Genomic DNA, 26,231 nt, shown 5'->3' on the forward strand with positions numbered 1-26,231 from the left:
TCAGGCCGCGCCGATCATCATCGCGGTGGAGCAGTGATACTCCATGCTGCTCGTACCGAAGCACCAGATGATATTGTTGTTGAGCTGCGGCAGATAGAGCTGCGTCTCGCGATCGATATTGTCACAATTGCACTGGCCGCAGGCGGGCTTTCCGCAACAATCGCGATAGGCGATCATGTAGGCCTTGCCGTCATCCGGATTGATGCACGAACCCACCCACGAAACCGGCGATGGTTCGGCGCCTGCCGGGCAAGTATGGATGCCCCCGCCACAGCAGGTGCACAGCGCGCCATCGATGGCGCAATAGCGCCAGTAATTGCACTTGGTCTGGTCGGTCGTCTGCGCGCTGCGCGCAAACGCGGTCTTGGCTTCGGGCGAACGATCAGGCTTGGCCGCCTCGGCGCGGCTCACCGGCAGCAGCGGGAAGACCGGCGCCGCCACCAGCGCCGCCCCCATCCGCGCAAGGATGCCACGACGCGATGTTCCGCCAGCAAAGCGCCGCAAAAGCTTCTCGCCCATCGCATCGGGATTGAAACGCTTCATCGAATGCCCCCTATGATCCTTTGGATGCGCGTGACCGATCAGGCCGCAGCGACAGTCTTCAGCTTGCCGATGTAATCCTGCACCGTGGCGATCCCCATTTCATGCGCCACCACCAGGCTCTCGAGATGCTCGCGGCTGTTTACCAGGCCCTTTGACAGGATCGTGCCGTCCGCATCGAGCAGCACCGCGTAAGGCAGCTTGCCCACCTCAAACGCCTGCCCCACCTCCGGTCCGTTGATGAAGCGGTAGCTTTCCAGCCCCTGCGCCGCGATCAGCCCCCGCTGCACCTGTGCGTCGTCGTCGCCGACGAAGGTCAGTTCAACCCGCTCGTCCTTGGCAAAGGAGCGCGCCGCCGGGATCAGGCCCTTGCACAGCGGGCACGTTGCCGAGACGAACATCAACAGCCGAAGCGGCACGTTTTTATCAGGTCCACCAACGATCACGTGCTTGCCATCCAATGTGTGCGCCGGAACCGCAGGAGCCTTGCCCCCGACCGCAGGCCCGCCGCTGGTCTGCAAGGCGCCCGCCGGAGCCACCCGCATGTGCAGCACGCCCACTTGCCGCGCCAGCGCCAGCAGCGCCACCACCAGGGCGATGATCACCAGCCATGACAGGACCTGCCCAACGATCAGTGCCGTCATCATCGCGAATTCCTTTCCATGGCGAGAGGCCCTTGCGCCAGCGCAGCCAATGCGTTGGCCAGAAGGGTTAGAAGATAAAGTGCCGTGCCAGCGGCTAGGCCGATCAGCCATTGTGCCGAAGCGAACTGCGGCTGTGGCAGCAGCGCGGGAACCAGCAGCAGAGCCAGCACGATGTTGCGTGTGACGAGCGCACGACTGAGGGGCTGACGAAGTTCAGACCGGCCGCACCCGCAATCGATGTGCGAACGGCCCCGGCCGATGTTGATCGCCATGGCCGCCGCAAAGACCAGCAGCAACAGAGCAGCCGGCACTGCTGCAAGGCGAACGCCACCGATCAGCGCAACCCCAACCGCCACTTCGGCAAAAGGCAGCGTCGCCGCGACCACCGGAACCAATGCCTCCGGCAGCAAGCGATAGTTGGCGACGACGCCGGGAAATATCCGCCGGCTGCGCAACTTTGCAATGCCAGCGCCAACGAACACCGCGCCAACACCGATCGCGCCTGCCGTGCCGGCGATCCCCATTGCTGTCTGCATGCTCAAGGCGTCGCCGGTGATCACATCGGCTCCACGACGGTGATCAAGCCGCCACCGGCGTTTTCGATCTCGTGCTTCACCTCGCCTGTCTTGGAATCAATGACCTGCGCATCGCCCTTGTAGCCGTTGACCATGATCATGGCCGCATCGTCCTGCGTGATCTGGATGTTGCCCGGCTTGCCTTCCACGGGAATGCGCTTGACCAGCTTCCTGGCCGCCAGATCCACGCCCCAGATTTCCTCGGCGCCTTCCTTGTGGCTCCAGTATTCGCCTTTGTGCATCAGTACCCACAGCGTGCCGCTGGGCCTGTGCAGCGCAACTGGCTGCATCCCGCCGGGATACCAGGCAATATCGAGCGGCTTGACATCGGCGGACTTCATCCCGCCCGCTTCCTGGATCGAAAACGGCGTGCTGACCTCGACCTTGGCACCGATCGAAGCCGTGCGGATCAGGCCGGTATAGCTGACCATCACCGCCTGCTTCTTCTTGCGATCATAGACGGTGTTCGAAAAGATCGGGTCTGCCGCAGCGTCGAAGAACGGCTCGGTCCGCGTGATGTCCTGCGTTGTGCCCTTGATGGCCACGGTCGCGATCGTGCCGTCTGCGCAGAGCGAGGAAAACCCCACGCCCGGATTGGGAATCATCCCCGCGCACCCCGGCAGTTCCACCGCACGCACGAACTTGCGCTTCACCATGTCGATGATGTTCACCGACGAGGCCGGATCGAAGTTGTAGTCGTAGGCGGTCTTGCCATCGTCAGTCAGCACGAAGTTGGTCGTAAACCCGCCGACGATCAGGCGCCCCGGCGTGGGGATTTCGCTTACCAGCTTCAGAGTCTTGCTGTCGTAGACCGAAACCAGATCCTGGCGCGTGCCACGGTTGACCTTGGACCAGATTGTTTCGGCAACGTAGTAGAACTTGCCCGATGGGTCGATCGCCATATCGGAATCGCGGCTGGTGTTGACCATGCCGACCATCTTGCCCGTGCCAGCGTCGAAGATGCTCGAACCTGCCGATCCCCAGCCGCCACGGACGTAGAACCAGCTTGCCTTGGGCGGCTCCAAGGTCATCACGCCTGGCTCTTCGGCCTCCGGCACCACGGTTTCGGCGAATGGCGGCATGGCATGAAGACCTGCCAGCGCTCCGGTCAGCATCGAACCCAGAACAACTCGCGCCACCTTGCGTTGAAGCGTCATCTCGGCCCCCTTTGCCAGTCCGCAGGGCAGAGACTTGACGCATGTCCAGATTCGGTCAACGCCTTTTTTGCGTGTGCGAAACGATGCGCTACCTGCGGTTGGTCAAGCCCGCAATTTCTGCCGAAGTTATCGACTTGGCAAGCGATACCAGCGCATGTGTCGCAATTGCGGTATAGGCGCTCATCCGCGAGGCCCAAGGCTTTTGGTATCCGAGGAAAGGCGTCGCCCCCTCCATGGACGCACTGATGTACAGCGCGACATCGCGGACCTCCTGCGCGCTCAGTGACGGGTTCAGTTCAGCGATATACTCCGCGATGAATTCGTGCACGCGCTGATAGAACAGGCGCACACGGTCGGCCACGAATTCGTTGTGGTTGGCCAGAGCCCACAGCTCCGTGAACAGCCTGGTGGTTCGCTTGCCCGCGATGTCGTCGAGGCACATGACGACGATCAGTCGCAGCCGCTCCTCGGCGTCGAGACCAGGCTGACGGACGGTGCGCTCGAGAAGCTTGTCATAGTTCCCGATGATGTCATCGAGCAGCGTCTGGATCAGCAGTTCCTTCTTGGGAAAGTGGTAGCTGACATTCCCCACTTTCATCCCGCATTCCGCAGCGATCCGCCGAATGGTAAAGGCCCCTGCCCCCTCATCGATCAGGACGCGCAGCGCCGCCTTGATGATCGCGTCGACCGTCTCCGTCCCACGAGCGTAGGTTCCCGGCCGCCGGGCGGATGGCAAGTCGGTGTCTAAGGTCTCGGGAAGCGCAGCCATTACGCACCGCGCATAACACCGCGCCGTCCAGAGACCAAGGTCGCGCTTGCACCGATTGCCGCCCAACGGTTACTTGCCCAACAAGGCGCTTGACCCACACCGGATGCCTGTCCAGATTCCGGAAGTCACAAGCCGGTGCCATCAGGCGTCCCGCTTTGCCCTTCCGGATCATCCAGGGATTTCAGGCGATGAGCATTACCCTCACCGTAAACGGCCGCAAACGCGTTGTCGAAGCCGAAGCAGACAAGCCCTTGCTCTGGGTAATACGCGAAGATCTCGACATGCCGGGGACCAAGTTCGGCTGCGGCGCTGGCCTGTGTGGTGCCTGCACCGTTCACCTCGATGGCGATGCCGTTCGCTCGTGCCAGACGCCGATTGCCGATGCCGCCGGCAAGTCGATCACCACGATCGAGGGCATCGGCCTCAATGCGCTCGGCAAGCGCGTGCAGGACGCATGGGTCGCGCTCGACGTGCCGCAGTGCGGCTATTGCCAGGCCGGGCAGATCATGTCCGCCACCGCACTGCTCAAGCAGAACCCGAAACCTACACCGGCCGATATCGACGGCTGGATGAGCGGCAACATCTGCCGCTGCGCAACCTATATGCGCATTCGCGCCGCCATCCGCACCGCCGCAGGCCTTCCGGCTGAGGAGACTGCAGCATGAGCGACCAGTTGACCCTCTCCCGCCGCTCGTTCATCGCCGCCTCGCTGGCTGGCGGCACGGCACTCACTCTCGACGCTTCGGTCGTCCTCGCCGCTGCAACGGCCACTGCACCCGCCGACGTCCTCAACGCCTTCGTCCGCATCAATGCCGACAATACCGTGACCATCGGTGCCAAGAACCCGGAGATCGGACAGGGCGTAAAGGTCATGCTGCCCATGCTGATCGCCGAGGAAATGGACATCGCCTGGGAGCAGGTTCGCATCGAGCAGACCGATGCAAACGAAAAGATCTATGGCGTACAGACCGCAGGAGGCAGCACGGCAACACCGCGCAATTGGCTACCCATGCGCCAGGTCGGCGCCGCAGCCCGCGCCATGCTTGTTTCCGCTGCAGCAAAGAAGTGGGGTGTCGATCCCGCCAGCCTCACCACGGCCAGGGGTGCCGTGGTCCAGCCGTCCTCCGGCAAGAGCCTGACCTACGCCTCTCTGGCCAGGGCCGCCGCTGCCGAAACCCCGCCCGATCTCGCCAAGGTCCAGTTGAAGGACGAGAAGACCTTCACGATCATCGGCAAGTCCAAGCCCGGTGTCGACGTGCCGAAGATCGTCAAGGGCGAGCCCCTTTACGGCATCGACACCAGCCTCCCGGGCATGGTTCACGCCGCCATCGTCAAGTGCCCGGCCCACGGCGGCACGGTCGCCTCGTTCGATGACGCGGCGGCAAAAGCCATCCCCGGCGTGCTCGGCGTCGTCGCCGTCAACAGCGGCTTCGTTCCACAGGGCAAGTCCGACACGGTGGTCGTCATCGCCAACAGCTGGTGGAAAGCCAGCAAGGCACGCGAAAAGCTTGGCCTGAAATGGGACGACGCTGCCGTCACAGGCTTCTCAACCGCCAAATACGAAGCCGACGCCGCGAAGATCGTCGGCAACGCCCCGCAAGCCAGCCTGTTCAAGGTCGGCGATCCGGACGCCACGCTCGCCAAGGCGGCAAAGGTGGTCAAGGCGGACTACGAATACCCCTTCCTCGCCCACGCATCGCTCGAACCACAAAACTGCACGGCGATGTTCCAGAACGGCAAGCTCGAGATCTGGGCGCCCAGCCAGGCGCCCGCGGGCGGCCGCGAGGAAACCGCCAAGCTATGCGGCCTGAACGCCGATGACCTTACCATCCACATGACACGGATCGGTGGCGGCTTCGGACGTCGCCTGATGAATGACTACATGGTGATCGCCGGCCAGGTCGCGAAGGCCATGCCCGGAAAGCCGGTCAAGGTCCTCTACGACCGCACGGACGATTTCCGCCACGATTTCTACCGCCCCGCCGGCTGGCACCGCTTCACCGCCGGTCTCGATGCCAACGGGGCGCTCATTGCCCTCAAGGACCACTTCGTGACGTTCGGCGCTGATGGCAAACCGATCCGCGCCGCGCAGATGGCGCCGAGCGAGTTCCCCGCGCCGGTCGTGCCCAACCTCGACCTCGGCGCCAGCTACATGGCGACCAACCTCGCCACCGGCTGGCTGCGCGCGCCGACCTCGAACGCCATGTCGTTCGTGTGGCAGTCGTTCATGGACGAGGTTGCCGAAGTCGCAGGGCTCGATCTCCCCGAGTTCATGCGCCGCACCCTCGGGGCACCGCGCGAGATCCCGGGCGAGCGCGTGAAGTTCCACACCGGCCGGGCGCGCGGCGTGATCGACGCGGTGTGCAAGTCCGCTGGATGGCAAGGCCGCAAAAAGGGCCGCGGCTTCGGCTTCTACTTCAGCCACCTTGGCTATTTCGCTGAAATTGTTGATCTTTCGATGAAGGACGGCAACATCCAGATCGATAAGGTCTGGGTGGCAGGCGACATCGGCGCGCACGTCATCAATCCGATCAACGCGCTGAACCAGGCGCAAGGCTGCGTGATCGATGGAATTGGCCAGGCGCTCGTTGGACAGAAGATCGTGCAAGAGAACGGCGCAATCACCGCCGAGAATTTCGGGGACTTCGCCCTCATGCGGATTGATGCGGCGCCTCGAGAAATCGTGGTCGAATTCGTTAAGACAGACTTCCCGCCGACCGGTCTTGGCGAACCGGCTCTTCCTCCGGTCATTCCTGCTCTGGCGAACGCAATCTACTCGCTCACAGGAAAACGGCATCGCCGCCTTCCGTTGGAGATGATATAGCCCGCGGCGCATGGTCGCGACGACTCCCTTAGACATTCTTCGCTTCTTGTCCGCTCGTGCGGATGAAGGCGTGGAGACCGTGCTCGTCACTCTGGTTGCGGTGATCGGCGGATCCTCGCGCGGCATTGGCACGCAAATGGCCGTCGCGGCAGACGGTCGACGGGTTGGTTCGTTCTCAGGCGGTTGCATTGAAGACGCCGTGGCGGCGGAGGCACTGGAAACGCTGGCCGACGGCTGGGGGCATGTGGTCCGTTACGGTATCGGTTCCCCCTATATCGACATTCGCCTGCCGTGCGGTGGGGGAATAGATCTCCTGTTCACGCCTCGCCCGGATACTGCGTCGATCCGCAAGGCTCTCGATTTGCTGGGAGAACGCCAGCCAGCCGCACTTCGGTTGGAATGCGATCGGGTCACAGTGGTGGCAGACGCGCAGGAAGCGCCATGGAATGGCGAATGTCTGACCCACTGCTACCAGCCGGCATTGCGCATTCATGCATTGGGCCAAGGCGAAGATCTTACGGCTTTTGCCAGATTGGCCAAAGCCTTCGGCGCACAAGTTCATGCACTATCCCCTGACGTCGGCACTTGCATGGACCTTGCCGCTCTCGAGATCGCGACCACCCGCATCCAGGTGCGCTCAACCTTACCATTGACCGCGTCCGATCACTGGTCCGCTATCGTGTTCCTGTTTCACGGGCGCGATTGGGAAGAGCATCTGCTGCCGCAGGCGCTTGCGCTCCCGGCATTCTACCACGGCGCCATCGGCAGTCGGCGCACACATCGCGCAAGGCTTGATGCCTTGCAGGCAAGCGGCGTCCCCTTGGAACAGATCGCGCGTCTGCGCGGCCATATCGGGCTTATTCCTTCCACCCGCGATCCGGCAACGCTTGCCGTTTCCCTGCTCGCCGAACTCGTTGCCGAATACAACACTCTCGCGCATTGGACCTACTGGACAGGCGAATCCCTGGCCGACGCAGAGCAATGACAGTTGCCGACATCGTCGTCGTTCTCCTCGCTGCCGGGCGCGGAAGTCGCTTCGGCGGCAGCAAGCTTGCCGCGACGCTTGCAGGCCGGCCACTGGCCCGGCACCTCGGTGACCGTCTGGCAGCCTTGCCGTTCAAGCGAAAGCTGATCATCTGCTCCGAAGCTACGCCCGAGGTCGAAGGCTTCGAGAGGATCGCGCTCGAACCAATCGGCGCTCCACTGTCCCGCTCGATTGCCACTGGCATTGGCGAAATTCCCGATGCCTGCGCTGCCTTGATTGCCCTCGCAGACATGCCGCTCGTGCCGACCAGCCATTTCGAGAATCTCATTCAGGCGTTCGATGGCGATCACATTGGCACCAGCGTGGCCGATCGCACGATGGTTCCTGCCATCTTCGGCGCGCGGCATTTTCCGGCTCTGCGCTCGCTGCAAGGTGATCGCGGAGCCGCTGCCCTGCTGCGCGATGCACCAGCAATCCCGCTGGATCAGCATCTTGCCCTTGATATCGACACGCCCGAAGACCTGGCGCGCGCTGAAGCGATCATTCAGGGGCGATAGGTCTTCTCGACATGCCCCTTAATGTCTTCGGGGTAGAAGTAGACCGCCCTCATCTTTCCTGCCGCATATAGCTCGGCCTGATCGTTGAAATGGGGTGACCCTTCGCGGCCACTGGCCCCGCCCGACGATACCGCCATGGCCCTCACTTTCGGGCCGAACTCGACCACGGCCACAAAGCTGTTCCCGCTCGTGCCGTACCACCGCCTGGTTCCCGGATATTGCTTCGTCCCAAACGATGCCAACGAACCCCAGCGGGCCGAAGAGAATGCCACGGGCAAACTGGGCTTGTGGTCAGCGAACGGCTGGATGATGTCCGAAGTGGTGCGCTGATAGCGGTTGACCTCGCTCCAAGGCACTTGCCACCCGCCAAAGTCGGCCTGCAAGCGCGCAACCGCGCGTGCAAGCGCCGCCCTGCGCTGCTGCTCCGTCGTCGCCCGCATCGCGGCGAAGACGTTGCCGGTGCGCGGCAGCGACTTGCGCACGTCAGCCTCCAGTTCGTCGCCCCAATAGTGTGCAAGGCTCATGGCCTGTGAACCTGCCGACCATCGCCGGTCCCAGCCCTTGAGTAGCGCAACCGGCCCGCTCAGCGGATCTGTTGCAGCCACCTGCGCCAGCCCCGTAATCAGGTCTTCGAACAGCGGCATGTGCGGATCGTAGGCGAGCGCCCGCAGGCTTTCCAGATCGAGCCCCTGCGCCTTGCCCAGCAGCTCAAGCGCATGGCCGCCGCGTGGATTGGCCCCGACCTGGTCGAACGTCGCCGGCCAGCGCGCCGCATTCAGCGTGCCTTCCCCTGCCGCGCGCCACGGCGCATCGTTGGAGTTGTAGACCCAGCCTGACTGCGGATTGACCACGTCAGGCCGCTCTGCCGGCCCATATAGCCCCTTCCAATCGGCGCCAGGATCGCTCCCATCCACCGGTTCGCGATAGTCGAACCTCGCATTCCGACGGGGCGCGAATTGCGGCATGAGCAGCGCGATATTGCCGGCACGATCGGCGTACAGGGTGTTGTTCGACGAATTGGCGCGATACTCGGCGATCCTGAGAAATTCCGCCTTATCGCGGGCCTTTGTGCGCAACCATGACTGGCTGAGCGCAGCTATTGGCCGGTGCATCAAGGAAAGGGCAATCCACTTGCGGCTCTTTCCCTCACCGCTCTGCCGCACTATTGGTCCATGGTCGCTGGCGTAAGTCCGGAAGGTTCGCTCGGCCAGGCTTCCATCCGGTTTGCGGAAGCGCAGAACGATCGGCTTCACCGCGAACGGCTTGAATGCAGATCCGCGCTTGTAAAGCCACTTGCCCCGCCTTCGCGCGATTGTCTCGACGAATTCGTCGACGTTGTCGGCACCGCTGGTGGTGTGCATCCAGCCAAGCTTCTCGTTGAAGCCCTGATAGATGAAGAACTGCCCCCAGGTTGAGGCGCCATAGGCATGCAGCCCTTCCCCGCTCTTCATCTCCAGCTCGGATCGGAAGAAGAGCGAGGTATGCGGGTTTATAAGCAGCAAAGCATTGCCATTCGCCGTTCGCTTGGGCGCTATCGCGATCCCATTCGAACCGCGCGGCTCGTCGTCCCGCAGCATTTCCCTTGCCAGCGCCAGGGGGCTTGCTTCACCACCGTAGAACGCGGCGAGAGGCTTGAGCGCTGCCTTCTCGATGTCCCCACCGATCGATCCTTCGGTAAATGAGAGCGCCATCCATGGCTCGAAGCGGGTCAGGACTTTCGGCGTGTCTTGCGGGTGGGTCGCGATGTAATGGTTCAGGCCGGCCGCCCAGGCATCCATGAGCTTGCGCAGCCAAGCCGGCGAAGCCGCATAGTCGCGCTTGAGAGCGTCCGGATCGATCCACAACCGCTGTCGCAGGTCCTGCCACAGAAAGTCCTCGCCCTCGGTCTCCGCCCGTCGCCCCAGCGCAGTCAGCAGGTTCGCCTCGATGCGCGGGAAATCATCCTCCGCCTGCGCATAGATTGCGCCGAATACGGCATCGGCATCGGTCCTGCCATCGACATGGGCAATGCCCCAGTCATCGCGGGTTATCTTGACGTCATGGCTGCTTGCGTGCGCAGGTCGGGCAGCCATAAGAAGGGTCAGCAAGGCGCTGCGGGAAAGGGCTCCGAAGGTCATCGACCTGTCCTAGCGCCTTTCCCGCAGCATGGCGAAGGAAGAGAGCGGGACCCTTCGCCAATTCGGTAACCGGGCACGGCCTCAGGCAATTGTCCGCACCGCGAAAGCCGCCGCCGCCGCTCGTGTCTCGACGCCCAGCTTCTCGAAAACCTGCTCCAGATGCTTGTTCACCGTGCGCGGGCTGATCCCCAGGATCTCGCTGATCACCCGGTTGGGCTTGCCATAGCTGATCCACAGCAGAACCTCGGCCTCCCGCTGGGTCAGCCCATAACGGTCTCGCAGGCGCTCCAGGTCGGCGCCTTCGCGGATGAGATTCAACCGCACCAGCACCTCCCGCCCCTCGCCCTCGTCGCGACGTACGGGTCCGACGAGGACCAGTTCGACGACCTGCGCCCCGGCCTCGAAACGCAAGGTCGCGTCCGGATTGTCACGCAGGGCCATCAAGCGGGCAACCGGCCCGGCAAAGTCCGGTGGCAACCGATCCCCGCCGCCCATCGACGCCATCAGGTGCTCCACTTGCGGCGTTGCCCAAAGCAGCTGCCCCGCACGGTCCACCGCGAAAAGATGCCTGCCGGTTGCGTCGAGAGCGGACCTTCCCGCCTGCGAGACCCGCGCGCCCGCAAGATGCACCCGCATCCGCGCCAGCAGTTCCTCGATCGCAATGGGTTTGCGGACATAGTCCACTCCGCCCGCGTCCAGCGCCCGGACTGCATGTTCGGTCTCGGTAAGACCGGTCATGAAGATCACCGGGATGTCCGCCAGCCGCGGCTGCTTCTTGATCGCTCGCGTCGTGTCGAACCCGTCCAGTCCCGGCATGATCGCATCGATCAGGATCAGATCCGGAGCAACGTGCTCCAGCAGCTCGAGGGCATTCTCACCATTCGTGGCGATCAGCACGGTCATCCCGGCCCGTTCGATCGTGTCGATCAGGAAATGCAGGGATTCGGGATTGTCGTCGACGACAAGCACTGTGTCGCGCCCGGCCTGCCCGGCAATGGTATCACTGAACATTGACGACGCCTCGTCGGAGGGCTTCGCGCAGGCCCTTGAAATCGAAGCATTCGAGACTGGAACGAAGGTGTGCGACGAAGCGGGCTGCATCGGGGACGGCATCCTCAAGCTCTGAGAGGCGGGTCTGGATCGCGCGGACATTGCCGATCCGCGCGAGGCTTTCGATCTCGGGTACAAAAGGCAGTGCTGCAGCCGGCAAGTGCAGTTCCACCGTCGCGGCCGCGGGCGATTTTCGCGGACTGCCATCCTGCACGGTCCAGGTCAGGTCCAACTGCCAGGAAAGCGCATCGAGCAGGCTGTCGAGTTCAATCGGCTTGGTCAGGAACATGTCGTGCGGATCGTGCCCGTCTCCGCCCCGCCTGAACTGGTGCGCGTCGGCCGAAACCATGACAATCCGCAAGGAACCGCCGTGCGCCGCTCGTAGCAGGCCGGCCGTCTCCCACCCGGTCTTGCCGGGCATCGAGATGTCCATGAAGACGATGTCGGGCCGCGTCGCCGCAGCCAGCGCGATCGCGGTGTCCCCGTCGCGCGCACCGGTAACCACAAAGCCCAGTGGCCGCAGCAGGTTCTCGATAACCGAGGCCTGCGCTGCATCGTCGTCCACCACCAGCACCCGGCGCCGCTCGCCTTCATACCCGGTGATGACATCCGCGCGATGGCTCTGCACCGGTTGGGTCACCGGGCGGGAAAGCATCAGCCGCAGCGCAAACCGCGTGCCCTCCCCCAGCGTGCTGTCGACGGTCAGGTCTCCACCCATCACGTGGACCAGCGTCGAGGTGATCGCAAGGCCAAGACCTATCCCCGGCTGGCCCGCCACGGAATTGCTGTTTCCCCGCTCGAACGCGCCGAAGATGCGGTCCATGTCCTCGGGCGCAATGCCGATGCCGGTGTCGATCACCTCGAACGTCGCGATCTCGCCGCGCCAGCCGATGCGGAAGGTCACCGAGCCGGCCGGCGTGAACTTGATCGCGTTCGAGATCAGGTTGATCAGCACCTGCCGCAACCGCTTCTGGTCGCCCCGCACGAACTCGGGCAGTTGCTTGGGCGTCTCGAGCCGGAACGTCAGCCCCTTGGCCTGCGCCTGCGGCCGGAACATGTTGGCGATCTGCTCGACAAACGCCGGCAACCGGATGGTATCGCGCGACAGCCGCAGCACGCCCGCCTCGACCTGTGCAATATCCAGCAGCCCGTCGACCAGATTGGAAAGGTGCTCGCTCGACCGGCAGATGACCTTGCCCACCTCGCCCGGATTCAGGTCGCTCCCGCGCTCCAGCAATTGCGCGTAGCCGTAGATCGAATTGAGCGGCGAGCGGATCTCATGGCTCACCGAAACGAGGTAGCGGCTCTTGGCGGCATTGGCGTTCTCGGCCACCTCGCGAGCCTTCTGCAGCGCAGCGTCGGTCGCTTCATGCGCGACGATCTCCTGCTCCAGTTCCCCCAGATGCCGCCGTGTCTCGTCCAGCGCGGCCCGCCGGCTTTCATGCGCCAGCACGATGAACCAGGAGCCCACGCCCGACATGAAGAAGAACACCAGGAACACCGCAAGCAGGATCGACCAGACGTGGGTCGAAAGCGCCGGATAGTAGCGCGCATACTCGCGTCCGATCAGGCCCAGCACCAGCATGTTGGCCAGCGTGAACGCTCCGGCCACGCCAACGAAATGCCCGGTGGTGGTGTGGACATGGCGCGCCAGGACGCGCGGCAGCAGGCGCTCGGCGATGTTGGTGAACTGCTCGGTGGCGCGGGCACCCTGCTTGCAGGCATCGTGGCACCGCGTCTCCAGCGTGCAGCACAGCGAACAGATCGCGCCGGAATAGAACGGACAATGTGCAGTATCGGCTCGCTCGAACCTATTCTCGCAGATCACGCAGGCGACCCGCGCCGGAGCCCCGGCCTCTCTCCTGCGGGCAAGATAATAACGCCCGTGCGTAAGCCCGGCGAGCAGCGGCGCGGCAAGGCATGCCACGACCAGCCCGATGACTGGCGAAAAGGCCTGCGCCACTTCCCCCGCAAACCCGAGCTGGCATACCGCCGAAGCGATCAGCGACAACAGCATCGCCCCGATGCCGACAGGGTTCACATCATAGAGGTAAGCCCGCTGAAACTCGGGGCCAGCCGGGTTGAGCCGCAAGGCCCGTGACACCACAAGGTCCGCCGCGAGTGGTCCGATCCAGCTTGCTGCAAGGCTTGCATAGAGGATCATCACCACGTCGAACGAACGGGTGATGCCAAAGAACAGCAGCATGGCTGCCAGACCGACATTGAACAGCAGCCAGACATGGCGGGAAGAGTACCCCTGCGTCAGCCGCGCAAACAGGTTCGACCACGCAACCGACCCGGCAAAGGCGTTGGTCAGGTTCGCACGCGTCTGGCAGACCACCGCGAACAGCAGCACCAGCAGCACCCCCGCCTCGCGGCCACCTCCGATGGCGGCGAAAGCCTGCACGTGGATGCGGCTGACTGATGCCGCGGCATCGGGCGCAATTCCCCGGCCAATCGTCCAGGCTGCCAGCACCCCGCCGATGGCCATTTTCAGGCCGCCAATCACGACCCAGCCCGAACCGCCGAGCAGCACCGCGCTCCACCATCGCTGCACTCCGATCTGCTCTGGCGGAGGCAGGAAGCGCAGGTGCCCGGCCTGTTCACCGATCCGCGGCAGCAGCGAGAGCATGACCGAAAGCGCAAAACCGAACGAAACGAGGGCAGAGCGTGGCGCGTATACCCCGTTGAACCCGCTCCACACGTCTCCGACGTCGCCAATGTTCCAGGCAATGTAGGCAACCGGCACCAGTTGCAGCGCAATCCAAATGGGCTGCGTCCACGCCTGAAAACGTGCGATGAAACGCATGCCCTGGAGCGCCAGCGGCACCACGACGAAAGTCGCGACAAAGTAACCGAGCTCGAGCGGCAAGCCCGTCGCCTGCCGCAGCGCGTCAGCAAGGATGCTCGCTTCGAGCGCGAGCAACAGGAAGGTGAAGGTGGCGTAGATCAGCGTGCTGATGGTCGAACCGAGGTAGCCAAAGCCATTCCCGCGCGAGATCAGATCGACATCGATCCCTCGCCGCGCAGCATTCAGGGTTATCGGAAGACCGATCAGGAGCAGGATCAGGCAACCCGTAACAATCGCCGCAATGCCGACCTTGAGGCCGTACAGCACGGTGATGGCCGCTCCGATTGCCTCGTAGACCAGCGAGGAACTCGTCCCCAGCGCTGCTGCCACCACGCGCGAAGCCGGGCCTTGTCGCGCTTCCTCACCGGTATGGCGATGTGCGAAGTCATCGAGCGTCTGGACCGCCGCCCACTGATTGTAGGAGCGACGCTCGGGAACGATCGTGGTGGAGCGCGACATGCCCGATGCAGCCGCCCGTCCCGCAGAATCCAGCCTGGCTCGTTCCATGCAGGTGATAGTGGCCAAGACCGCGCCGTCAGAGGATGGGCCGATCTACGTACACCCAAAGGTGCGAACCCGCCCCGAAGGCCGCTGCAGTACGTCAAATGACCCATAGTCGCGCGGCATGCAGCGGTTAGCTTCGCCCCATTCCGGATCGAATACCGGGGAGAAATGCATCGGCGCCGCGAACAGAGCTCAAGCCAGAGCCAGCGCTGCACCGATGGCGAGGGTGACTGAAGCCACAAGAGACAAAACAACAAAGTGAGGGTTTCATGATGTTTTCCCTGAAGCGCGCAGCGCTCCTTTCAGCCAGCGCGCTGGCCAGCATCGCGGCTCTTCCTGCTGTCGCACAGGAAGCCCCGGCCGCCGACGGCGCCGAAGTTTCAGCCGAAGCTGACGCTGCAAGCGAGGGCGGCACCATCGTCGTCACTGCCACGCGCCGGGCCGTTTCTCTCCAGGATGTTCCGATCAACATCACTGCAGTCGGTGGTGCCGAACTGACGGAAAAGCGCATCGACGATGTCCGTGGCCTCGCAGCCTTCACTCCCGGCCTCACGATCCTCGACACCGGTCCGCGTTCTACCGGCTCGATCGTGATGCGCGGCCTTTCTGCCGCGGACGTCGGTGTGACCGGGAACAACTCCGACAACGCCGTCGCCATCTATCTTGGCGAGGTGCCGCTCTACCAGGATTTCAAGCTCCTCGACATTGCGCGCGTTGAAACGCTGCTTGGCCCGCAAGGCACCCTGTACGGCGTCGGAACCCTTGCCGGTGCCATCCGCTACATCCCCAACCGGCCGGACCCGACACGCTGGTCGGCCAGCTTCCACGGCCGTGTCTATGACGTGGCGCAGGCAGACGATCCCGGCTTCCAGGCTGACGCCACGATCAACATTCCGATCATTACCGACAAGGTCGCATTGCGCTCGACGGTCGGGTACTACAACGATCCCGGCTTCATCGATTATGTCGCGCTGCTGCGCGAACCGGGCGTCTCACTACCCCAGCCTGGCGGCCCGACCACGTCGCGCACCGATCCGCTCGGAACCCCGGAGCAGATTGCGGCCAACCTCTATACCTACAAGGATGCCAACTTCGAGCATACCTTCACCACCCGCAACACGCTCGCGCTGTTTCCCTCGGAAACCATTGGCATCTACATCAACTATGCTTTCCAGGACACGTCGACCAACGGTCGTCAGGTCAATGGCGCCGGCGTCTTCGGGACCGGTCGATACGAAGCGGTTTCGCGCTATCTGGAACCGTCAAGGCGCAAGGTCCACCTGGTCAGCGGCGAAGTCCAGATCGAGTTGGGCGACATTGCCCAGATGGTCTCGGCAACCGCCTATTCGCATCAGAAAATCCGCAGTTCAGCAGACGTTACCGACCTTCTGCTCGACCTCGATTATGGCTATGAACTGTTTCCGCAGTTCTCGGGCTTCACCCGCTCGGCAACAGACATCAAGCAGTTCAACCAGGAAGTGCGCTTCGTCTCGACGCACGGCGGACCGTTCAGCTGGGTAGTCGGCGGCTTCTACAACGAGCGCAAGACCAGGGGCACATACCGAGAAGTGACCCCCGGCCTGCCCGAATTCTACTTCGGCCCGGTAACCTATTCGCCCGCCTATCCCGAGCCGATCGAGTACGCGAGCTTCAACAACAGCAAGATCATCGAAAAGGCCATATTCGGCGAAGGCACCTTCGAGATCACGCCGCAGTGGCAGGTTACCGCCGGTGGCCGCTATTTTGATTATGATGCAAAGACGGACGGTGGCATTTCACTGCCTCTGCTCGAACCGGTACCGGTGCTGCGCTTTGATACGGGCGGCGGTGACTCCGGCCAGGACGGCGTGGTGTGGAAGTTCAACACGTCATTCAAGATCACGCCAGACCTGATGGTCTACGGGACCTACAGCGAAGGGTATCGCATCGGCGGTCCAAACAGCGTCCCGCCTTGCCCTGAAGACCTTGAAGACGTCCAGAACGCCTGCGCCTTGCCGAACGAACAGTTCTACGGTCCGGACAAGACCCAGAACAAGGAAATCGGCATCCGCGCCACGCTGTTTGGCGGCAAGCTTCAGACCACGATTTCCGGCTACCACATCAAGTGGGAAGGCATCCAGCTCGCCTCGCAAACGCAATACGGCATCGCCGGAATCACTGCCAACGGGGGCTCTGCGGTATCGAAGGGCATCGAAGCCACTTTCAACGCAAAGCCGGACGACGGGGTGACCATCACCGGCAGCTACTCCTATAATGACTCACGGTTGACCGAGGACGTGGTCGGCCTGCTGACAATCCGCAACCAGAACCTCAATCGGCGGCCCAAGAACATTCGCGTCACCGTCTTCGATGGCGATCGCCTGCCGGGCACGGCACGGCATACCGCAAGCCTCGGCATGACTTACGACATGAACGTTGGTTCCGACGCGGTTCTTTCGACCAACTTTACCGCCACCTACCAGGGCGAAGTCCTTTCGCGCATCGGTGGCCGCGCCGGGGGCGAAACCATTCCCGATTACCTCTTGGCCCGAGCGTCGATCGGCTACCGCCGCGACAAGTACGAGGTCCGCATCTACGCAGACAATCTGTTCAACACTTACGCAATATCGTCGGTCGGCGAAGACCGTTCGCGCCGCATCATAAACGATGGCATCGTCTCGCGCTATTACAGCAACTCGGTCATCGCCCCCCGCAAGGTCGGCATCGAGTACTTCCTGAGGTTCTGAATATCGGGCCGGTCTGTTTCAGCAGACCGGCCGCTTGTCCTGCCATGGACGCCAAGAGTTCCTGCGAAGACTGGGCCTCCCGTCGCAAGACAGGCGGCCCTTTTTTCGTCATCAATTCTGTCTGGTCAATCGAGCGGTATGCCATTTGCGGCGAAGAATTCCATGACCTCGCCAAGGTGCCTTGCATGGTCCCGCCACCGGCCAACCGATCCCGTATTGATCGGCTGGCGCACCTGTTGCGCGCTTGGCGTGGACACGGCTGCTTCGTTCCGGTGGAAGTCGAGGCAGGCCGGATCCCATTCAAGCCCGCAGTGAGTCAGCAGCTTGCGGGTCTCAGTCTCCTGATCCGCAACCAGCCATTCATAGGTAACCTCATGAATTCGGCCCGGAAAGCGCTGGCGCCAGAACGCCATCAAGCGCTGGAACAGAAGCACATAGCGCGCCGTGTCGATCAGATCGTAGGACCAGCGATAGTAGGGCGAACCCAAGGCGAACAGGTGCTTGTAGTTGCTCCACACACTGTCCATCGCCCCGCGCCGCAGACAGACGATGCTCGCATGCGGCAGCGCCTGGAGGATGTATCCTATGTACAGGAAATTCAGAGGAAACTTGTCGGTAAACCGGGGCCCGGAGGCCCCGGCATTCTGACGCGCACGAGCGAGATAGAGCTCCCCCATCTTCTGCGCCGAAACGCCCCGGCTCGCCTCCACTGTCGCCGGGTCGAGGACCAGCCGCGATGATGTCCCGGACAATTGCTTCACCGCCAGCGGCATGGCCTGAAGCTCCCCGGCAGAAGTCACGTCGGCATGCGAGGACAGGATCCTGTCGACCAGGGTCGTGCCGGTGCGAGGCAGTCCGACGACAAAGATCGGTGCGTCGCCGAGGCGGCTTTCGTTGGCCAGTGGCAGGTCGCGGACGAAGGTGCGGCGGATGATCTCGAACAGCGCCTGATCGGTCTCGAACTGGTAGCCGAGGTTGGCCCTGTGCCTCGCGTTGGCCAGGGAGAGTTGTGCGTTTGCCTCGTCGAGTTGCCCTTCTGCCTCGTAGAGTTGGAAAGCGGCATAGCGCAGCCTGACTTCCTCTTCGGGATCGGGATTTTGCGACAAGGCAGCCGCAATCCGGGCGATTCCAGCCCCGGCGGAGGCTCGGCGCAGTCCTGCAAGGGCAAGATGCGCCCGGCCATGACCGGGCTCGCGCGCAAGTATGGCCTCATAGGCGCGGGCAGCTTCGTCAACTCGGCCGAAGAACCCCAGTGTGCTGCCAAGATTGAACTGGAATTCAATCACTTCCGGGGCAGACGCCACGGCCTTTTCGAACAAGGGCAGCGCCTCGTCATGCGCGCCAAGGCGGGCAAACACGCAGCCGATCGTGTCCAGCACCAGCGGCTCCGAACTCCCTGCATCTACTGCCCGCCGCGCCGCGGCAAGTGCATCGGCCTCCCGCCGGGCCAGAAGAAAAAATCTCGCCTGTTGAGCAAGATACTCGGCGTTGCTGGGTTCGGCTCTGAGCACTGCCCCAATCGCCTTCAGCGCATCGGCAACGCGCCCGCTCTCCGCCAGAGCAACTGCGGCAACGAACCCGGCCTCGACGTCGTGCGGATTGGCCGCAAGCGCCTCTCCCGCCTTGACCAGAGCCTCGGAAATTCGCCCCGAGCCAAGCAGTTGTCGCAATGATGAACCCGCCGCCATAGTTGAAGCCTAGCTCCACGCACGACGGCAGGCGCTACGCAAATCGGCGCAGTTGCGGGCCGGGATTTCGGAACGGCAAACCTGCCCGAACGTTCACGTCGGGAACAATTCGGAGAACGACGATGCCAGCCAAATCAGCTGCCCAACAGAAAGCCGCCGGCGCTGCACTGTCGGCCAAACGTGGCGAGACCGACAAGGACGACCTCAAAGGTGCATCTCGATCGATGGAAAAATCGATGACTGAGAAGGAGTTGGAGGAGCTGGCCGCGACAAGTCGCAAAGGCAAGCCAGAGCACGTGCGCAAGGATTGATCGGTGGATCAGGCTTTCACCGCCGTCGCCAACCGGGTTTCCGGATGGGCCGGACGCCCCGCAACCTTCGTCATCGCGCTTGCCATCATCATCGGCTGGGGCTTGAGCGGCCCATTGTTCCAGTGGAGTGATACGTGGCAGCTCGTGGTCAACACCGGCACCACGATCATCACCTTCCTCATGGTTTTTCTGATCCAGAACAGCCAGAACCGCGATGCTGCCGCCATGCAGGCGAAGCTGGACGAGCTGATCCGTGCGGTAGACAAGGCCCGCGAAGGCTTTGTCGGCATCGAACATCTCACCGATGACGAGATCTGCCGACTGCGATCTGCGCTTGAACGCGAAGTTGGTGCATCGACCGACAAGCAGGGTACAGCAGACGAGACAGTGGAGCGACTGCTCGACCGAACCTGACCGGAGATGCGAATGCAGCGTATCGAGAGCGACAGCCTGGGCGAAGTGCGCGTGCCGGCCGAGGCCTACTGGGGCGCACAAACGCAACGCAGCATCGACAATTTCCCGTTCGGTTCAATGGAGCGGATGCCCTTGGGGGTGGTGCATGCGCTGGGTATCATCAAGCAAGCCGCGGCCCGGGTGAACCGTCGGCATGGGCTTGCCAGCAATCTTGCCGGCGCCATCGAGCAGGCCGCGGCCGAAGTCGCATCCGGAAAACTTGATGACCATTTCCCCCTGGTGATCTGGCAAACCGGTAGCGGAACACAGACCAACATGAATGCGAACGAGGTCATCGCGGGTCGTGCCAACGAGATGCTTTGCGGTGAGCGCGGCGGCAAGAGTCCGGTGCACCCCAACGATCACGTGAACATGGGGCAATCCTCGAACGATACCTTTCCCACCGCGCTGCATGTGGCGGCGGTGCAGGCGCTGAACGCCGAATTGGTCCCGGCCCTGAACAAGCTTTCCGGCGCACTTTCCGGATGTGCGATAGCGTGGAAGGGTCTGGTCAAGATCGGACGCACCCACCTGCAGGATGCCACGCCACTGACTCTCGGACAGGAGTTTTCGGGCTACGCACAGCAACTCCGCAATGCGCACGATCATCTGCGACACATCGAGCTGCACCTGCTTCGACTGGCACAAGGCGGAACGGCGGTTGGCACCGGGCTGAACGCACCTGATAGCTTTGCCGAAGAGATCGCTGCGGAAATAGCCGACCTTACGGGAAAACCCTTCAGCACGGCGCCCAACAAGTTCGAGGCGCTGGCTTCGAACGATGCGCTGGTCCAGCTTTCAGGAACCCTGTCGACGCTGGCGGTGGCGCTGACCAAGATTGCCAATGACATCCGTCTGCTTGCCTCCGGTCCACGCTCGGGCCTCGGTGAACTGGAGCTTCCGGCCAACGAGCCGGGCAGTTCCATCATGCCCGGCAAGGTCAATCCGACACAGGCCGAGATGCTGACAATGGTTTGCGCGCAAGTGATCGGGAACCATCAAGCCGTGACCGTTGGGGGAATGCAGGGGCACCTGGAGCTCAACGTCTTCAAGCCCATGATCGGGGCTGCGGTGCTGCGCTCGATGCACCTTCTGGCGGTCGGAATGGAAAGCTTTGCCAAACGCTGTGTCGAGGGGATCGAACCGAACCGGCAGCGCATTGCGGAACTGGTCGAACGCTCGCTCATGCTGGTGACCGCGCTTGCCCCCGAAATCGGCTACGACAATGCCGCGAAGATCGCCAAGCACGCGCACCAGGAGAATCTGAGCCTGAGAGAAGCTGCGCTGGCCCTAAACCTGATCGACGAACCGACGTTCGATCGCCTGATACGTCCAGAGAACATGGTGTAACGGAATATTGCCGCGCGCGGGAAAGCCTCACACGTCAGGAAGTGATTGCTCTGCGACCCCCCATCCTCGCAGCAGCTTGCCCTCGCTTCGCTTCAGCAGGGCGGCTGCGTCCGAAATAGTGAAAGCGCTGGCCTTGTCGAAATCGTCGAGTTCGTTCCAATCAATCGGCGCTGCAACCGGAGCATTGGCGCGTGCCCGGGCGGAATAGGGCATCACTGCCGTGCTGCCGCGCTGGTTGCGCAACCAGTCGACAAAAATTCTTCCCTTGCGCTTGGCCTTGCTCATGTTGGCAACGTAGTGCTCAGGGTCGGCCATACCGAGCGCCTTGGCAAAACGCTCGGCAAAGCTGGCGTGTGCCTCCCAGGAATGATCGCGACGCAGGGGAACGACGACGTGAACGCCCTTCCCGCCCGAAAGCATCGCAAAGCTTACCAGACCGAGATCAGACAGGCGTGACCGGATATCCTTTGCCGCACGTTTGACGTCCGCAAAATCAAGTCCCTCGTCAGGGTCCAGATCGATGACCATGCGGTCCGGCGCTTCGACATCATCGGTTCGTGCGCACCACCCGTGGAATTCAATGGTGCCCATCTGGACGCAGGTGAGAATGCCCGCAGCATCGTCGACATAAAGATAGTCTTCGCTATCGCCATCCTTCTCGCGGATCGGGACATGATGGACATGTTCGCCGAACGAGCCGCTATCATGCTTCTGGAAGAAGCACTGCTTTGCCCTCCCCTGCGGACAACGCACGAGGCTGACCGGACGATTGGCGAGAAACGGGAGCATCGCTGGAGCAAGCTGAGCGTAGTAATCTGCAAGATTGCCCTTGGTCTGCCCGCTCTCGGGAAAGATCACCCGCGAGCGGTTGCTTATCGCGATGATCTCCGTCGGGCTCTCGATCCGGACAGGTTTCTCTGGCGTCACGTCCTCGGCCTTCTTGTCTTCGCGCAAACCGACGAAGCTTGCATGGCGGACCCTGCCTTCGCCGGTGAACTCGGCAAAGGCAATTTCGGCAACGAGCACCGGTTCGAGCCACGACGCCCCGCGAGCTTCGGCCTTGGGCACTTCGAGCGCGCGGTCTTCTCGCCTCAGCGATTCAAAACGGACGGCCAATTCGTCAAGCAGTTCTTCATTGAACCCCGTGCCGACCTTTCCCTTGTAGACCAATACGTCAGCTTCTCGCTGCGCCAGCAGGAGCGACGCGAAGGGCCGACGGCGGGCATTCGATTTCGTCATGCCGACGATGATGAATTCCTGGCGGAGGATGCACTTGACCTTAAGCCAGTTTTGCGTCCGCTTTGGCAGATAGGGTGCGTCAGCCCGCTTGGCGATGATGCCCTCTTGCCCGGCGCGGCACATTGCCTCCAGCAGCTTCTCGCCCCCGCCAATGATGTGATCGGCGATGTGAATTGGCGGAGGAGCGTCGGCCAAGAGGCCGGCAAGCCGTTGCTTGCGCTCCACATTGGACAGCGGTTTCAGGTCCTCGCCATCAAGTTCAAGGAGATCGAATGCATGGAAGGAAAGAGCATCTTCTTCGCCCTGTTCGCCATGGCCACGCTTCAGCACCGCTTGCAGGCGCGAGAAATCCGGGTTGCCTTCGGCGTCCGAAGCCGTGATCTCGCCATCGATCAGGCATGAAGGCAGATCAAGGCTTGCGAAGTGGCAGATCAGTGGAGAGAACTTCTCGGACCAATCGAGGCCACTGCGGGTAAACACCCTTACATTCTTGCCTTTTGCAGCGATGAGGGCCCGATAGCCGTCAAACTTGATTTCATGAAGCCACTGGCGTCCTTCCGGCACACTGTCGACCAATGTTGCAAGCTGGACTGGTTGAAACGCTGACAGTGGTGCGTTGCCGCGCTTCTTGCGCGGTGCCTTGGCCTTGGACATCCGCGCATTGTGCTTGCTTGCCGCTTGCATCTCGGCCGCGAAGTCCGCTCCCCGCTTCCCCTTCAGCGAATGACTCGAACGTTTGTCGGCGGCGATTTCGGCCATGGTCCGCCCGGTAAGCACGCTGGTGAGCGCGCGTTCCACGAGAATATCTCCCTCTGCAGCAAACGCGTCATCGATCTTGCGCAGCAGCCAGTTTTCGCGCTTCTCGTTGCCCCGCTTCTTCAGGCGGATGAGAAGCCATTCGCCTTTCATCCGCTCGCCATCAAGACGGAAATGCAGATGTCCGTCTTCAAGGTCCTTCGCGCTTTTGCCCTCGATCGGTGCCCAGGTCCCGCGATCCCACAACATCACGGTTCCGCCGCCATACTCGCCTTCGGGTATGGTCCCTTCGAACTCGGCGTAGCTCAGCGGGTGATCCTCGGTCTGCACGGCAAGGCGCTTGTCCTCCGGATCTGGACTGGGGCCGCGCGTTACCGCCCAGCTCTTCAGTACCCCGTCAACTTCGATGCGGAAGTCCCAGTGAAGCCGCGTGGCGTCGTGCTTCTGAACGATGAAGAGGTTGCCAGTCTTGCTTGATGCCTTTTTGCCCGAAGGTTCTCCCGTGCGGGTAAAATCGCGCTTGGCGTTGTAGGCTGCGAGGGGATCGCGGGCGGCCATCGCTCAGGCCCGCTTGCGGCGCGGTGGAGATGCGCGTTTGCGGGGTCTGCCCTCGTCGGCGTCTTCGTCGTCGTGTCCCAGCGATTGCTTGAGCGCTGCCATCAGGTCGATAACGTTGCCACCACGCGGAGCCTCGTCAGCATCGGGATCCTCGATAATGCGCTCCCCCTTCGCCTTGATCTTTTTTTCGATCAGCGCGTGGAGTGCATCGACATAGCGGTCATGGAACTTGTCGGGCGCAAACTTCGCCGTCTTCTTCTCGATCAGGCTGGCTGCCAGATCGAGAAGCTCGGGGTCGGCGTCACGTGCGGGAATATCGCGGAACCAGTTGTGCGCGCGCTGTACCTCGTCAGCATAGCGCAGAACCTCGAGGATAAGTCCGCGCCCGCACGGTTTGAGCGAAACGAACTGCTCGCGCCCACGGACCGAGAGTTGTCCCAGCCCGACAGTTCTCGTCTTTCTGAGCGCCTCACGAAGGACAATGTAGGCATCCTCTGCAAGGTCATCGGCCGGCACGACAAAATAGGGCCTTTCATAATAGAGCACATCGATTTCGTCCGAACCGACAAACTGGACGAGTTCGAGCGTCTTGCGGCTTTCGATGCGCACGGATTCGATCTCCTCGTCATCGAGCAGAACGTAATTGCCGCGTGATACCTCGTAGCCCTTCACGATCTCCTCGCGATCGACTGGACCGACGCCGGGCGCCACTTTCTCGTAGCGGATGCGCTTGCCGCTGGGTTCGTGGATCTGGTGAAATGAAATGGCCGCACCGCTTCGCGTGGCCGGATAGATTTCGACCGGGATCGAAACCAGGGCAAGGCGCAATTGCCCTTGCCAGTATGCGCGAGCGGCCATGGCGGGCTTCCTTCCGGATCCTGACTGACGCGCGATGATGCGACAGCTTCGCTGGCTCTATGCGCGAATGGCGGATGCGGTTCCCGGAGAGAAGGAAGGGACGTTCAGACTTTTCGAGCGGCTTAGGTAATGAAACTTAGGCAGGTCGCGGAGAAAAAACGCCGGAATCCCGCCATTCCTAAAGCTTTTCCGGAAATTGTTAACCAGAAACCGGAACCCGACGTTGGCGGGCACCGATGCATGATGCCTGAGTGTTAATGGAGATTGTATCATGATTTCTGGCAGGATGGCGGCCTTGGCGCTCGCCGCGTTGGGTACGGTTGCCGCAGGCAGTGCGGTGCAAGCATCGCAAGGGTCCGCTTCGATCACGATCACCGGACAAGTGCCGTTGGTTTGCCGCGTTGCGGTGGACAACAGCGCCAGCGCAATGCTCAGCGCCAATGGCAACAAGAGCGAACTGCGCGAGTTCTGCAACAACGGTGCAGGTTACCGGGTGGTAGCGACCTATTCCAAGCAGCTTGCTGCGGGCCGACTGATCGTTGATGGCCGCACAATTGCCCTCGACGGTTCAGGCGAAGTCGTCATCAGTGACGTGAGCCACGCCGCCGCAACGACGCGCTCGATAGCGATTGAAGCTGACGGCAAGGCTGCTGGCTCGATCCGCTTCCGCATCGAGCCACGCTGACTTTCAGAGCGGGATGCTGCCGCAGTCCGTTGGTGCAACTGATCCAGCAACGAGCGGAGTGATCGTGACGACCAGGTTCTCCGAATAGTTCGGGGAGATCGCCTTGGTCGCTCCGCCATCGATCAGGGTTCCTTGCACTGGCAGACGGTCTTCGACCGCATCGCCAATCCCGGCGCGGGCGCATGTCTGGCTGATGGGCGACGTACTCGTGGGAGAACGGCTTTGCCCGAGGAAGCGGACGGAATAGCGGATCTGCTGGCCGCTGTCCGTCGTCGAGGCGCCACTTGGGGTCAGGACAAACGGCTGGGCATCGCCCGGCATGACGCCGAGCGTGACGGTGTAGGGCCCCGAGCTTTGCACGCGAACGTGGTTTGACGCAGAAGTCTTTACAGTGGGCGCCTGAACATTCGAAACTTGGGCAAGCTCGCCGAAATCTAGAGCGGTCCCAACGAAGCTAGCGCGAAGTGCGCTCAACACATTCACGTTGATCGAGATGGCGGCCGCACTGTCGATCGGCGTCAGGACATCGTTCAAACCGCCCGTGCCCTTGCAGACGTAGCGAATTCCGAACTGGATGAGGCCGCCAGCCGCCAGATCGACGTTGGCAGGTACGGTTACCCGCAGGTTGATCTGTAGCGTATCCGGCTGCGCAGCCCCACCGAACTGCACGGCAATCTGGCCGGTCTGAATATTGGAAATGGTCGGGAGATTGCTTGGCACCGCGTTGGAATCGTACAGCACGTCAAAGTAGGTACCGCCACCCGGCACGGTCGCCTGCACTTCATAGGCAGGGCTTCCCGCCGGCTTCGTCAACACGAAATAGGCTTCCTGCGTCTTCTTCCCGCCGCCTGCCGTAACGCGCGTAAGCGTCAGCGGAATATCGACCGACTGCAGGCCGGACGACGCAAACGGATCGTACTGGATGGACGTGCTTCCGCCGCTGCCGGTAACACCGCAGTTGGACTGAGCCTGGGCACTCTGGGCAGCAGTGATTATCAAGACAACTGCAGCCATCGCCAGAAAAGTGCGCAGGC

General features: G+C 62.4%; 21 protein-coding genes. 9 read left to right on the top strand and 12 right to left on the bottom strand.

The window, feature by feature from the left end:
* The 5 genes from AC1Q5P_RS07735 to AC1Q5P_RS07755 form a co-directional block, all read right to left on the bottom strand.
* Positions 1–543 carry a methylamine dehydrogenase light chain gene (locus AC1Q5P_RS07735; protein WP_062346216.1) on the bottom strand — a complete coding sequence of 181 codons (543 nt, stop codon included), beginning with the start codon at positions 541–543 and terminating at the stop codon, positions 1–3.
* Between the two features lie 38 nt (positions 544–581).
* Positions 582–1,184, bottom strand: a complete 603-nt coding sequence (locus AC1Q5P_RS07740) for a thioredoxin domain-containing protein (RefSeq protein WP_492518627.1) — start codon at positions 1,182–1,184, stop codon at positions 582–584.
* Positions 1,184–1,744: a MauE/DoxX family redox-associated membrane protein gene (locus AC1Q5P_RS07745; RefSeq protein ID WP_492518628.1), complete on the bottom strand. Its 561-nt coding sequence runs from the start codon at positions 1,742–1,744 to the stop codon at positions 1,184–1,186. Before AC1Q5P_RS07745 ends, AC1Q5P_RS07740 begins: the two co-directional genes overlap by 1 nt.
* The gene (locus AC1Q5P_RS07750) at positions 1,741–2,916 is read right to left on the bottom strand and encodes an amine dehydrogenase large subunit (RefSeq protein ID WP_492518629.1); all 1,176 of its coding nucleotides are present in this window, start codon (positions 2,914–2,916) and stop codon (positions 1,741–1,743) included. The genes AC1Q5P_RS07745 and AC1Q5P_RS07750 overlap by 4 nt, the downstream gene beginning before the upstream one ends.
* A gap of 88 nt (positions 2,917–3,004) precedes the next feature.
* Positions 3,005–3,685, bottom strand: coding sequence for a TetR/AcrR family transcriptional regulator (locus tag AC1Q5P_RS07755; protein WP_062346222.1), 681 nt, complete (start codon positions 3,683–3,685; stop codon positions 3,005–3,007).
* A 188-nt stretch (positions 3,686–3,873) separates the two neighbouring features.
* On the opposite strand from AC1Q5P_RS07755, the gene AC1Q5P_RS07760 reads away from it, so the two are divergent.
* From AC1Q5P_RS07760 to AC1Q5P_RS07775, 4 genes are read left to right on the top strand one after another with little or no spacing between them, the layout of a single operon-like run.
* A complete protein-coding gene (locus AC1Q5P_RS07760) occupies positions 3,874–4,350 on the top strand; it encodes a (2Fe-2S)-binding protein (protein WP_492518630.1) in 477 nt (158 codons plus the stop codon).
* A complete protein-coding gene (locus AC1Q5P_RS07765) occupies positions 4,347–6,509 on the top strand; it encodes a xanthine dehydrogenase family protein molybdopterin-binding subunit (RefSeq protein ID WP_492518631.1) in 2,163 nt (720 codons plus the stop codon). The genes AC1Q5P_RS07760 and AC1Q5P_RS07765 overlap by 4 nt, the downstream gene beginning before the upstream one ends.
* Positions 6,510–6,555: 46 nt before the next feature.
* Positions 6,556–7,494 (top strand): XdhC family protein, encoded by a 939-nt coding sequence (locus tag AC1Q5P_RS07770; RefSeq protein ID WP_492518632.1) that lies wholly within the window; start codon positions 6,556–6,558, stop codon positions 7,492–7,494.
* Positions 7,491–8,051, top strand: coding sequence for a nucleotidyltransferase family protein (locus tag AC1Q5P_RS07775; protein WP_492518633.1), 561 nt, complete (start codon positions 7,491–7,493; stop codon positions 8,049–8,051). The genes AC1Q5P_RS07770 and AC1Q5P_RS07775 overlap by 4 nt, the downstream gene beginning before the upstream one ends.
* Here AC1Q5P_RS07775 and AC1Q5P_RS07780 read toward each other — a convergent pair.
* The 3 genes from AC1Q5P_RS07780 to AC1Q5P_RS07790 all read right to left on the bottom strand — a co-directional run bounded on the left by AC1Q5P_RS07780 (position 8,039) and on the right by AC1Q5P_RS07790 (position 14,576).
* On the bottom strand, positions 8,039–10,168 hold the full coding sequence (locus AC1Q5P_RS07780) for a penicillin acylase family protein (RefSeq protein ID WP_492518634.1): 2,130 nt from the start codon (positions 10,166–10,168) through the stop codon (positions 8,039–8,041). The genes AC1Q5P_RS07775 and AC1Q5P_RS07780 overlap by 13 nt on opposite strands.
* Before the next feature lie 81 nt (positions 10,169–10,249).
* The gene (locus AC1Q5P_RS07785) at positions 10,250–11,179 is read right to left on the bottom strand and encodes a response regulator transcription factor (RefSeq protein WP_193826760.1); all 930 of its coding nucleotides are present in this window, start codon (positions 11,177–11,179) and stop codon (positions 10,250–10,252) included.
* Complete coding sequence (locus AC1Q5P_RS07790) at positions 11,169–14,576, bottom strand: hybrid sensor histidine kinase/response regulator (protein ID WP_492518635.1); 3,408 nt, start codon at positions 14,574–14,576, stop codon at positions 11,169–11,171. The genes AC1Q5P_RS07785 and AC1Q5P_RS07790 overlap by 11 nt, the downstream gene beginning before the upstream one ends.
* Positions 14,577–14,842: 266 nt before the next feature.
* Between AC1Q5P_RS07790 and AC1Q5P_RS07795 the strand changes: the two genes are divergently transcribed.
* Positions 14,843–17,299: a TonB-dependent receptor gene (locus tag AC1Q5P_RS07795; RefSeq protein ID WP_492518636.1), complete on the top strand. Its 2,457-nt coding sequence runs from the start codon at positions 14,843–14,845 to the stop codon at positions 17,297–17,299.
* Positions 17,300–17,424: 125 nt separating this feature from the next.
* Here AC1Q5P_RS07795 and AC1Q5P_RS07800 read toward each other — a convergent pair whose 3' ends face one another.
* Positions 17,425–18,969 carry a sulfotransferase family protein gene (locus AC1Q5P_RS07800; protein ID WP_492518637.1) on the bottom strand — a complete coding sequence of 515 codons (1,545 nt, stop codon included), beginning with the start codon at positions 18,967–18,969 and terminating at the stop codon, positions 17,425–17,427.
* Between the two features lie 140 nt (positions 18,970–19,109).
* Between AC1Q5P_RS07800 and AC1Q5P_RS07805 the strand changes: the two genes are divergently transcribed.
* From AC1Q5P_RS07805 to fumC, 3 genes are read left to right on the top strand one after another with little or no spacing between them, the layout of a single operon-like run.
* Positions 19,110–19,298 (top strand): DUF3008 family protein, encoded by a 189-nt coding sequence (locus AC1Q5P_RS07805; protein ID WP_193826764.1) that lies wholly within the window; start codon positions 19,110–19,112, stop codon positions 19,296–19,298.
* 3 nt (positions 19,299–19,301) lie between these two features.
* Complete coding sequence (locus tag AC1Q5P_RS07810) at positions 19,302–19,712, top strand: low affinity iron permease family protein (protein ID WP_039333896.1); 411 nt, start codon at positions 19,302–19,304, stop codon at positions 19,710–19,712.
* Between the two features lie 6 nt (positions 19,713–19,718).
* On the top strand, positions 19,719–21,101 hold the full coding sequence (gene fumC / locus AC1Q5P_RS07815) for a class II fumarate hydratase (RefSeq protein WP_492518638.1): 1,383 nt from the start codon (positions 19,719–19,721) through the stop codon (positions 21,099–21,101).
* A gap of 27 nt (positions 21,102–21,128) precedes the next feature.
* On the opposite strand, the gene ligD is transcribed toward fumC, so the two are convergent.
* Both ligD and ku read right to left on the bottom strand, forming a co-directional pair.
* Entirely contained in the window at positions 21,129–23,654 is a 2,526-nt protein-coding gene (gene ligD, locus AC1Q5P_RS07820; protein ID WP_492518639.1) for a DNA ligase D, read from the bottom strand.
* 3 nt (positions 23,655–23,657) lie between these two features.
* Positions 23,658–24,512 carry a non-homologous end joining protein Ku gene (gene ku, locus AC1Q5P_RS07825; RefSeq protein WP_492518640.1) on the bottom strand — a complete coding sequence of 285 codons (855 nt, stop codon included), beginning with the start codon at positions 24,510–24,512 and terminating at the stop codon, positions 23,658–23,660.
* Positions 24,513–24,783: 271 nt separating this feature from the next.
* On the opposite strand from ku, the gene AC1Q5P_RS07830 reads away from it, so the two are divergent.
* Positions 24,784–25,197: a hypothetical protein gene (locus AC1Q5P_RS07830; protein ID WP_156135756.1), complete on the top strand. Its 414-nt coding sequence runs from the start codon at positions 24,784–24,786 to the stop codon at positions 25,195–25,197.
* 3 nt (positions 25,198–25,200) lie between these two features.
* Here AC1Q5P_RS07830 and AC1Q5P_RS07835 read toward each other — a convergent pair whose 3' ends face one another.
* On the bottom strand, positions 25,201–26,211 hold the full coding sequence (locus tag AC1Q5P_RS07835) for a hypothetical protein (RefSeq protein WP_492518641.1): 1,011 nt from the start codon (positions 26,209–26,211) through the stop codon (positions 25,201–25,203).
* Positions 26,212–26,231 lie beyond the last annotated feature (20 nt).

Source organism: Novosphingobium sp. GW835-FHT14H07 (assembly GCF_058793515.1).

What these genes read in the sequence shown, in the direction of transcription:
- AC1Q5P_RS07750 (WP_492518629.1), bottom strand. Translation starts at nt 2,916, where the DNA reads ATGACGCTTCAACGCAAGGTGGCGCGAGTTGTTCTGGGTTCGATGCTG.
- AC1Q5P_RS07735 (WP_062346216.1), bottom strand. Translation starts at nt 543, where the DNA reads ATGAAGCGTTTCAATCCCGATGCGATGGGCGAGAAGCTTTTGCGGCGC.
- AC1Q5P_RS07765 (WP_492518631.1), top strand. Translation starts at nt 4,347, where the DNA reads ATGAGCGACCAGTTGACCCTCTCCCGCCGCTCGTTCATCGCCGCCTCG.
- AC1Q5P_RS07760 (WP_492518630.1), top strand. Translation starts at nt 3,874, where the DNA reads ATGAGCATTACCCTCACCGTAAACGGCCGCAAACGCGTTGTCGAAGCC.
- AC1Q5P_RS07755 (WP_062346222.1), bottom strand. Translation starts at nt 3,685, where the DNA reads ATGGCTGCGCTTCCCGAGACCTTAGACACCGACTTGCCATCCGCCCGG.
- ku (WP_492518640.1), bottom strand. Translation starts at nt 24,512, where the DNA reads ATGGCCGCTCGCGCATACTGGCAAGGGCAATTGCGCCTTGCCCTGGTT.
- AC1Q5P_RS07830 (WP_156135756.1), top strand. Translation starts at nt 24,784, where the DNA reads ATGATTTCTGGCAGGATGGCGGCCTTGGCGCTCGCCGCGTTGGGTACG.
- fumC (WP_492518638.1), top strand. Translation starts at nt 19,719, where the DNA reads ATGCGAATGCAGCGTATCGAGAGCGACAGCCTGGGCGAAGTGCGCGTG.
- ligD (WP_492518639.1), bottom strand. Translation starts at nt 23,654, where the DNA reads ATGGCCGCCCGCGATCCCCTCGCAGCCTACAACGCCAAGCGCGATTTT.
- AC1Q5P_RS07835 (WP_492518641.1), bottom strand. Translation starts at nt 26,211, where the DNA reads ATGGCTGCAGTTGTCTTGATAATCACTGCTGCCCAGAGTGCCCAGGCT.
- AC1Q5P_RS07780 (WP_492518634.1), bottom strand. Translation starts at nt 10,168, where the DNA reads ATGACCTTCGGAGCCCTTTCCCGCAGCGCCTTGCTGACCCTTCTTATG.
- AC1Q5P_RS07805 (WP_193826764.1), top strand. Translation starts at nt 19,110, where the DNA reads ATGCCAGCCAAATCAGCTGCCCAACAGAAAGCCGCCGGCGCTGCACTG.
- AC1Q5P_RS07740 (WP_492518627.1), bottom strand. Translation starts at nt 1,184, where the DNA reads ATGACGGCACTGATCGTTGGGCAGGTCCTGTCATGGCTGGTGATCATC.
- AC1Q5P_RS07785 (WP_193826760.1), bottom strand. Translation starts at nt 11,179, where the DNA reads ATGTTCAGTGATACCATTGCCGGGCAGGCCGGGCGCGACACAGTGCTT.
- AC1Q5P_RS07775 (WP_492518633.1), top strand. Translation starts at nt 7,491, where the DNA reads ATGACAGTTGCCGACATCGTCGTCGTTCTCCTCGCTGCCGGGCGCGGA.
- AC1Q5P_RS07790 (WP_492518635.1), bottom strand. Translation starts at nt 14,576, where the DNA reads ATGGAACGAGCCAGGCTGGATTCTGCGGGACGGGCGGCTGCATCGGGC.
- AC1Q5P_RS07795 (WP_492518636.1), top strand. Translation starts at nt 14,843, where the DNA reads ATGATGTTTTCCCTGAAGCGCGCAGCGCTCCTTTCAGCCAGCGCGCTG.